Origin of the sequence: Roseomonas sp. KE2513, from assembly GCF_016107305.1 — a bacterium.
GTDB lineage: Bacteria > Pseudomonadota > Alphaproteobacteria > Acetobacterales > Acetobacteraceae > Roseomonas.
Genome location: NZ_RCVR01000090.1, coordinates 1 through 7,215, shown reverse-complemented (window position 1 = coordinate 7,215; position 7,215 = coordinate 1). Strand labels below are relative to the sequence as shown.

Sequence of the window (7,215 nt, the reverse complement as noted above, 5' to 3'; positions counted from 1 at the left end):
GTAGACCACCACCACGTCCACCCTGCCCCCCTCGATGTCGCGCAGCAGCCGCTGCAGGGCCGGGTGCTCCAGGGTACCGCCCGAGAAGCCCCCGTCGTCGTAGCGGTCCGGCACGAGGGTCCAGCCCTCCGCCCGCTGGGACAGCACGTAGGCCTCGCAGGCGTCGCGCTGGGCATCGAGGGTGTTGAATTCGCGGTCGAGCCCCTCGTCCGTGGACTTCCGGGTGTAGACGGCGCAGCGGAGCCGCCGGATGGGAGTGGGGGGCTGCACCACCTCGGCGCCCTGCCCTGGCGCCGGCTCATCCTCCCCTCCCCTGGCCCTTGAGGCCAAAGAAGGTCCAGCCGTTCCAGCGCGTGCCGGTGATGTGCCGCGCCACGGCCGAGAGGGAGCGGTAGGGCCGGCCCTCGAACTCAAAGCCGTCCGCCAGCACGGTGACCGCGTGCTCCACCCCCTGCCACTCGCGCAGCAGGCGGGTGCCGGCCAGGGGGCGGCTGTCAGCCCGGATGCGGCGGAGCACCACGTTGCCCCCGTCCAGCTGCTCCCCGAGTGCCTCCAGCCGGGCGCGGGTCTCCAGCCGCAGCCCACCATAGGCGAGCTCCTGGATGCGGTAGGCGAGGCGGCTCTGGAGGTAGGCGCGGTTGAAGGGCGGCGGCTCCTTGCCGAACAGCTCGCGCCACTGCTGCTTCAGGAGAGCCGTGGGGGCTGCCTTCAGGGCTGCCAGGCGGCCCAGCACGTCGGCGGGGGGGAATGGCGGGGCAGGTGGGCGTGAGCGGGACAGGCGGGGCTACCTGCTGCTTCCCAGGTGCCCTCCCCTGCCCTGCCATCGATCTCTGCGTCATGCGTGTCTCCGAGTTTGGGCAGGGACACGACCGCTCTGTTCGGGCCGGAAGTGTAGCGAACTCTCTCCCGAGCCCCCGGCCGGCTCGGCGTCACGGGCGAGATCTTCAGCGCTGTGGGCACGAAGCCGCACCAGCCCGGCCGCGAGCAGGGCGCAGACCTCGCGCAGGTGCGGCGGGAGGTGGAGGTTAGGTTGATCGTCAGTCGTTTTTCGCCTCATGGCGCACCGCCCGGTACTGACGGCTCGGTCACCGCCCTGGTGCCGCCAGCCACCTCCTGATTGACTTGCGCCCAACGGCAAGGAGTTGAGGGTTGGCGAGGACGAGGAAGGGCGAGCGGCTTTCGCTTTGCGAGATGCTTGTGCGGTGGTGCGATCCGACGCTGGTGGCTGCTGTACGTACCGCCGAGGCGGCGTTTACCGAAGACGAAATCAGAGCCGCCTGCCCCTGTAGCCTTGGAGGCGCGGCACCGGCTGTTGGGGACCACATCGATATCGACCCCAAAACACTCGACTGGGTTCAGCAGTGCCTTCGGGTGCCGTGGAACGACCTCGTGGCGGACCTGCGGAGTCGTATCATGGCAAGCAGGATCGAGCTTACGGGCATTCCGGCTGGCTCTGGTGAGGGGACGAAGCCTCAGCGGATCCCGCCATCCTATGTAGAGGCATACGAGCTCGACTTCGTAAGAAACAAGGTGCTTTCGCATCCACGCAGTTGGACGGCGGTAACAGCCTCTCTCATGACAGAGGCAGCTAACCTGGATGATGATCCAGCCAGGCCACTCCCACTCCGAAGAGCGATGCTGACTCTGTGCGGCGAGATTCTCGTCGACCGCTACGAGATGGCCAAGATGGCCACCGATGTCGTGCACGCGTGCCGTCAGAACCGCCTTAGCTCCAAGTACGGCCGAGTGTACGCGGGCCTCACCGCCTTTGGCCTGGACATCCTTGAGCACCCCTGGATGGAGCGCCTCAAGCTTGCGGAGCAGGACTTGCTGGCGGACTTCCGTGCCCAGCTTGCCAGTGGCAAAATCGAGCTGCTCGGACTTCAGACAGAGCCTGTGCTTGCCAGGGAACTCGCCCCACTGGCGCCCACCTGGGCAGAGCGCATGCAATTCGACTGGCAGCAGCAAACTGTCAGAGTTGCAGGGGCGCTGTTCGCTGACGTTGTCGGCAGGCCCAAACAGCCAGCGGTTAGGGATGAACTGGTCAACCAACGGCCAAAGCGTGGTCGACCACGCTTCCCCATGGATGAAATGGTCACCATCGCCTGCACGCGCCTGGGTACACGGACAAGCAGTCGCAAAGGCGAAGCAAATGCCTTGTTGGCAGAATTTCGAAAGCGGCACCCATCTGCCACGCCGCCCACAGTTCGTACGATTGAAGGTCATGTGAAGGAGATTTACGCCGCTGCCGCCCGGAACGAAGGCGCGCTAAAAGCGTAGAATGATTTAGCGCTTTTAGCGCGCTGGGGAGCAGGTGCGACGACGTGGCAAAGCAGAGCCATGAGCACGCCGCTTCACGCCCAAGGGTCCATCAACCTCGTCGAGCGGCGGCAAGACGCTGATTTTGGGCGGGGGTGGGCATGAACGCCTGGACCCAAGCGGCTCCCGAAGCGCCGGACATGACCGCCCGCACCTTCGCGTGCACCTTCGGCCACTACACGGACAAGGTTTGGACAGACCGGCGCAAGCTGACCTGGGACACGCTGAAGTCGATCCTTACCGATCACCGGGTCGGCCCAAAGGACGGCACCTGCATCGTTCCGGCTACCTTCACCGACGACCGCCGCCACAAGAACGATGCTGCCCGCATCGACTTCGTGGTCCTCGACAGCGATGCCGGGTTCACACTGGATGAGATCCGCACCGCCATCGCGGAGCAGGGCTGGATTGCGGTGATCTCGTCCACCCACTCCCACCTGACCACCCGAACGAGGGTCGGCCGGGGGAACTGGGACAAGTTCCTCCTCACGGCCAAGGATCCGGACAGGGCGCCGACCGATATCCTACTGCAGAAGGGGTATCTCAGCCGGGTCGTGGACGGCGCCACGCTGGCGGAGACCACCGACGAGTTCGCCTTCCTCGAGCACCAGCCCTGCCCGAAGTTCCGGATCGCCATCCCGCTGCTGCGACCCTGGCTCGCGGCCAGCTACGACAAGCAGCAGGTGGCGAACGCGGCCTGGAAGGAGCGGATCGAGGCTCTGGCTGCGGTGCTGCACCTCGACCACGACCAGGCCTGCACGGACACCTCGCGGCTGTTCTACCTTTCCCGCCACCTTGCAGAAGGTCCACCACCCGAAACTGCGGTGCTGGAGGGCGAGGCGTGCGACCTGTTCAGCCTGCCTGCAGCCCCGCGGCGGGATCGGGCTGACCGCGCCCGACCGGGCAAGGAGCGATCCCGCAAGCGCCAGCCTATGCCAGATGACAGCTTGGCCTTCACCGACCGGGAGACCGGCGAAGTCGTCGATCTCCGGGCATGGTCGCGCAAACATGCTGGGCAGTTCGAGATTGTCGCCGCTCTGCGGGCGCGTCGACCTGACGTGTTCACGGGCAAGGTGGCGGACGGCACTAAGCACCACCTCCGCTGCGTCAATGAGGAGGCCCACACTCAGGCGGGGGCAGATGCCGCCACTTTCGTGGTGAATGCGAGCGAGAGCACAAGCCGCGGCTTCGTCCATCATTGCCGCCACGCCCACTGTGATGGGCGCGACCGGCTCCTGTTCCTTCACCAGATGCTGCAGCAGGGCTGGCTCAGGGTCGCGGATCTGACCGACGACGCCTTCCTGGCAGAGGGCGTGCCAACCCGCCCCCTGATCCGGTTCGTCGGGGGCGAGATCGCAGCGATCGTGGATCAGGCCGAGCACGCCCTCATTGGAGCCGACCTCGCCGTCTACCAGCGAGGAGCCTTCATCGTCCGGCCCGGCATCGTCTCGGTCAGCATTGCTCAGGGTCAGGATGTCTCGGCCCAGCGCATCATCGAGGTCGGAGATCACGCCCTCGTCGAAGCCATGACGGTCGCGGCGGACTGGGAAAAGTTCGACGCCCGCTCCGACTGTTGGGTCCGCATCGACGCCCCCATCAAGGTCGCGGCCACCTACAAGCAACGGGTCGGGCACTGGCGGCTGCCGATCCTCACCGGCCTCATCAATGCCCCCACGCTCCGCGCCGACGGTAGCATTCTCGCCGAGCCCGGCTACGACCGGGCGACTGGCCTTCTGCTCGATACTCGGGGAGAGGCCTTCCCCCCATCCCGAGGAGACCCTCTCAAGCCGAGGCTGTCCAAGCGATGACCGTGCTGGACAAGCTCGTTGACACCTTTCCCTTTGTGGACCGGCCGAGCCGGGCCGTTGCTCTGTCTGCCATCCTGACCGCCTGTATTCGCCGGTCGCTTCCCACAGCGCCGATGCACGCATTCACGGCACCGACCGCCGGGTCCGGTAAATCCATGCTCGTCGACCTGGCCAGCGTGATTGCCTCCGGACGGGAGGCCGGGGTCATCGCCCAGGGAAAGACGGAGGAGGAGCTGGAGAAGCGTCTCGGCGCCCTGCTGCTCGCGGGTGACCAGGTGATCGCCATCGACAACTGCGAGGCCCCGCTCGGGGGTGAGTTCCTCTGCTCCATGCTGACCCAGACTGTGGTCCGCCCGCGCATTCTGGGCCGATCAGAGGCACCGGAGCTGCCGGCCAATGCCATGGTCACGGCAACCGGCAACAACCTCGTCCTTGTCGGTGATATGACCCGCCGGGCTGTGCTCTGCCAGCTGGACCCCAAGGAGGAACGGCCAGAGCTCCGCACCTTCGACACAAATCCCATCGCGGCTGTTAAGGCCGACCGCGCCCGCTACCTTGTCGCGGCACTCACGGTGTTGCGCGCCTATCACGTCGCCCAGCGCCCAAATGCGCCGAATCCACTCGGCTCCTTCGCTGACTGGGGCAACTGGGTTCGCGGCGCCCTGATCTGGGTTGGCCAGGCGGATCCCGTCGACACGATCGAGGAGGCGCGCGACCTCGATCCGAAGCTCGACATGCTGGTCGCTGTGCTGACACAGTGGAGCAAGGTGGTTGGGGGCGCCGACGTCTCCGTGCGCGACCTGATCGAGGCCGCGACAGCACAACGTTCAACCAGCCTGGGAGCATTTCAGCACTCAAAGCCGGAGTTTCTCCATCCCGACTTCCGGGAGGCGCTCCTCGCAGTTGCCGGCGACGGAGGTGCGGTGAACAGCCGCCGGCTCGGTAAATGGCTTGCCTCACACCAGAACCGCGTCGTGCAGGGCGTGAGGATCATGCGCCTCGGCCTCAGTGCCGGGATCATGCAGTGGCGCCTTGAAGGCAAAACCGAGGAGACCGCCCATGCTTCGCTCTAACGGATCTGGTGGGTTTGGTGGGTTCTATGGGTTTGCTGCCCTTACCCCGTGAGAAGTGTCGGAACAGATTTACCACGGTATTAGTAACGTAGGTATGTGTTCTGACAGTTATGGGTATAGGGCCGGGGCAAACACATCACATCCACCAAACCCACCAGATCGCGCCTCTTGGCAGGCGCGTGCGCCACCACGTCGGTCGGACCCACTGCGCCGCTGAGGCAAGACAATCTGGAGGTTTCGATGATGGCTTCGCTCACGAGCAGTATATCGCCGGCAGAGTTCCCACCCTACAACCGCGCTCGCGTCTCCGACCTCGTTCCTTACAGCCGCAATGCGCGCACCCACTCGCCCGCGCAGGTCGCGCAGATCGCGGCCAGCATCCGGGAGTTCGGCTTCACCAATCCCATCCTCGTCGACGGCGAGCGCGGTGTCATCGCTGGGCACGGACGCCTGCTCGCCGCACGCCAGCTTGGCATGACCGAAGTACCGACGCTGGAGCTATCCCACCTCACCCCTGCCCAGCGCCGCGCCTACATCCTCGCCGATAACCGCCTGGCGCTCTCCGCCGGCTGGAACGAGGACCTGCTCCGGGTGGAACTGGCGGAACTCGGGGCAGAGGGCTTCGACCTCGCGCTCACCGGCTTCGACGAGATGGAGATCGCGTCCTTCCTAACTGAGCCCTCGTCGGGGCTGACCGACCCGGATGCGGTCCCCTCGCCGCCCGAGGTGCCGGTGTCGCGCCTGGGTGACGTCTGGCTGCTAGGCCGCCACCGCCTCGTCTGCGGCGACTGCACCGACGCGAGCGTGGTCGAGGCCGTGCTCGCCGGCGTGCGGCCGCACCTGATGATCACCGATCCTCCCTACGGCGTGGCTTACGACCCTGCTTGGCGCAACGGCGCCCTGGAGGGCAGCAAGACCGCGCGCACCGGCAAGGTGCTCAACGACGACCGGGCGGACTGGACCCAGGCCTGGGCGCTGTTCATGGGAGATGTCGCCTATGTCTGGCACGGGGCGCTCCACGCCGGCACCGTCGCGGAGAGCCTCATCGAGTGCGGGTTCGACATCCGGGCGCAGGTGATCTGGGCGAAAGAGCGCCTGGTCCTCGGGCGAGGCCACTACCATTGGCAGCATGAACCCTGCTGGTATGCCGTCCGGCACGGCGCCCGCGGTCACTGGGCTGGTGACAGAAAGCAGACGACGCTCTGGTCCATCCCCTCGCGCGACCAGGACGCCGACACGGTGCACGGCACCCAGAAGCCCGTGGAGTGCATGCGCCGGCCGATCGAGAACAACTCCTCGCCTGGGCAGGCCGTCTACGAGCCCTTCTCCGGCTCCGGCACCACTCTGATCGCCGCCGAGATGAGCGGCCGCGCCTGCCACGCCGTCGAGTTGTCCCCGGCCTACGTCGATGTGGCGGTTCTCCGCTGGCAGGCCTTCACCGGCCGCGTGGCGCGCCTGGAGGGCAGCGGGGCGACCTTTGCCGAGGTGGGAGCCCAGCGCTGCTCCGCCACCGCTGGGGAGGGCGCCTGACGTGCCCCAAGGAGCCCCTTACGCCCCCACCGAGGAGCAGCGCCGGACCGTGCGGGTGATGGCGGGCTTCGGCTTCCCCCAGCCCGACATCGCCACCCTGCTGGAGATCGACCCCAAGACCTTGCGCGTGCACTTCCGGCGCGAGCTCGACCGCGGCTCGGTGGAGGCGACCGTCAAGGTCGCGCAGACCCTCTACCAGATGGCAACCTCCGGCCAGAACACCGCCGCCTCGATCTTTTGGATGAAGGCGCGTGCCGGCTGGCGCGAGAAGCACGAGGTGGTGCTGTCGGCCAAGCCGGCGGGCGAGATGACCGATTCCGAGCTCGAGGAGGAGATCGCTCGCGCCCGGGCGGCAAGGCTCGTCCTGGATCGTGAGGGTCCCGGCGATGGAGGCTGATCCTGCCTGGGAGCTGGGTCAGCGCCGCGCCATCCGCCGCGAGTTCGGCCTGTGGTGCGAACATGCCCTGGCGCCCCAGGGCTTCGCG

At 66.8% G+C, this 7,215-nt stretch carries 7 protein-coding genes; 5 read left to right on the top strand and 2 right to left on the bottom strand.

Going from position 1 to position 7,215, the window contains the following annotated elements; all coding sequences use genetic code 11:
- The coding region (locus tag D9599_RS29815; RefSeq protein ID WP_198384968.1) for a recombinase family protein at nucleotides 1–270 on the bottom strand (270 nt) is incomplete at its 3' end.
- 28 nt (nucleotides 271–298) lie between these two features.
- Nucleotides 299–733 (bottom strand): DUF2924 domain-containing protein, encoded by a 435-nt coding sequence (locus tag D9599_RS29810; protein ID WP_309228767.1) that lies wholly within the window; start codon nucleotides 731–733, stop codon nucleotides 299–301.
- A 680-nt stretch (nucleotides 734–1,413) separates the two neighbouring features.
- On the opposite strand from D9599_RS29810, the gene D9599_RS29805 reads away from it, so the two are divergent.
- The 5 genes from D9599_RS29805 (at nucleotide 1,414) to D9599_RS29785 (ending at nucleotide 7,127) form a co-directional block, all read left to right on the top strand.
- Nucleotides 1,414–2,280, top strand: coding sequence for a hypothetical protein (locus tag D9599_RS29805; RefSeq protein ID WP_198384967.1), 867 nt, complete (start codon nucleotides 1,414–1,416; stop codon nucleotides 2,278–2,280).
- 140 nt (nucleotides 2,281–2,420) lie between these two features.
- Nucleotides 2,421–4,127, top strand: coding sequence for a hypothetical protein (locus D9599_RS29800; RefSeq protein WP_198384966.1), 1,707 nt, complete (start codon nucleotides 2,421–2,423; stop codon nucleotides 4,125–4,127).
- A 155-nt stretch (nucleotides 4,128–4,282) separates the two neighbouring features.
- Nucleotides 4,283–5,200 (top strand): hypothetical protein, encoded by a 918-nt coding sequence (locus tag D9599_RS29795; RefSeq protein ID WP_198384965.1) that lies wholly within the window; start codon nucleotides 4,283–4,285, stop codon nucleotides 5,198–5,200.
- Nucleotides 5,201–5,440: 240 nt separating this feature from the next.
- Nucleotides 5,441–6,730 (top strand): site-specific DNA-methyltransferase, encoded by a 1,290-nt coding sequence (locus tag D9599_RS29790; protein ID WP_232481109.1) that lies wholly within the window; start codon nucleotides 5,441–5,443, stop codon nucleotides 6,728–6,730.
- Between the two features lies 1 nt (nucleotide 6,731).
- Complete coding sequence (locus D9599_RS29785) at nucleotides 6,732–7,127, top strand: hypothetical protein (RefSeq protein ID WP_198384964.1); 396 nt, start codon at nucleotides 6,732–6,734, stop codon at nucleotides 7,125–7,127.
- Nucleotides 7,128–7,215: the final 88 nt, after the last annotated feature.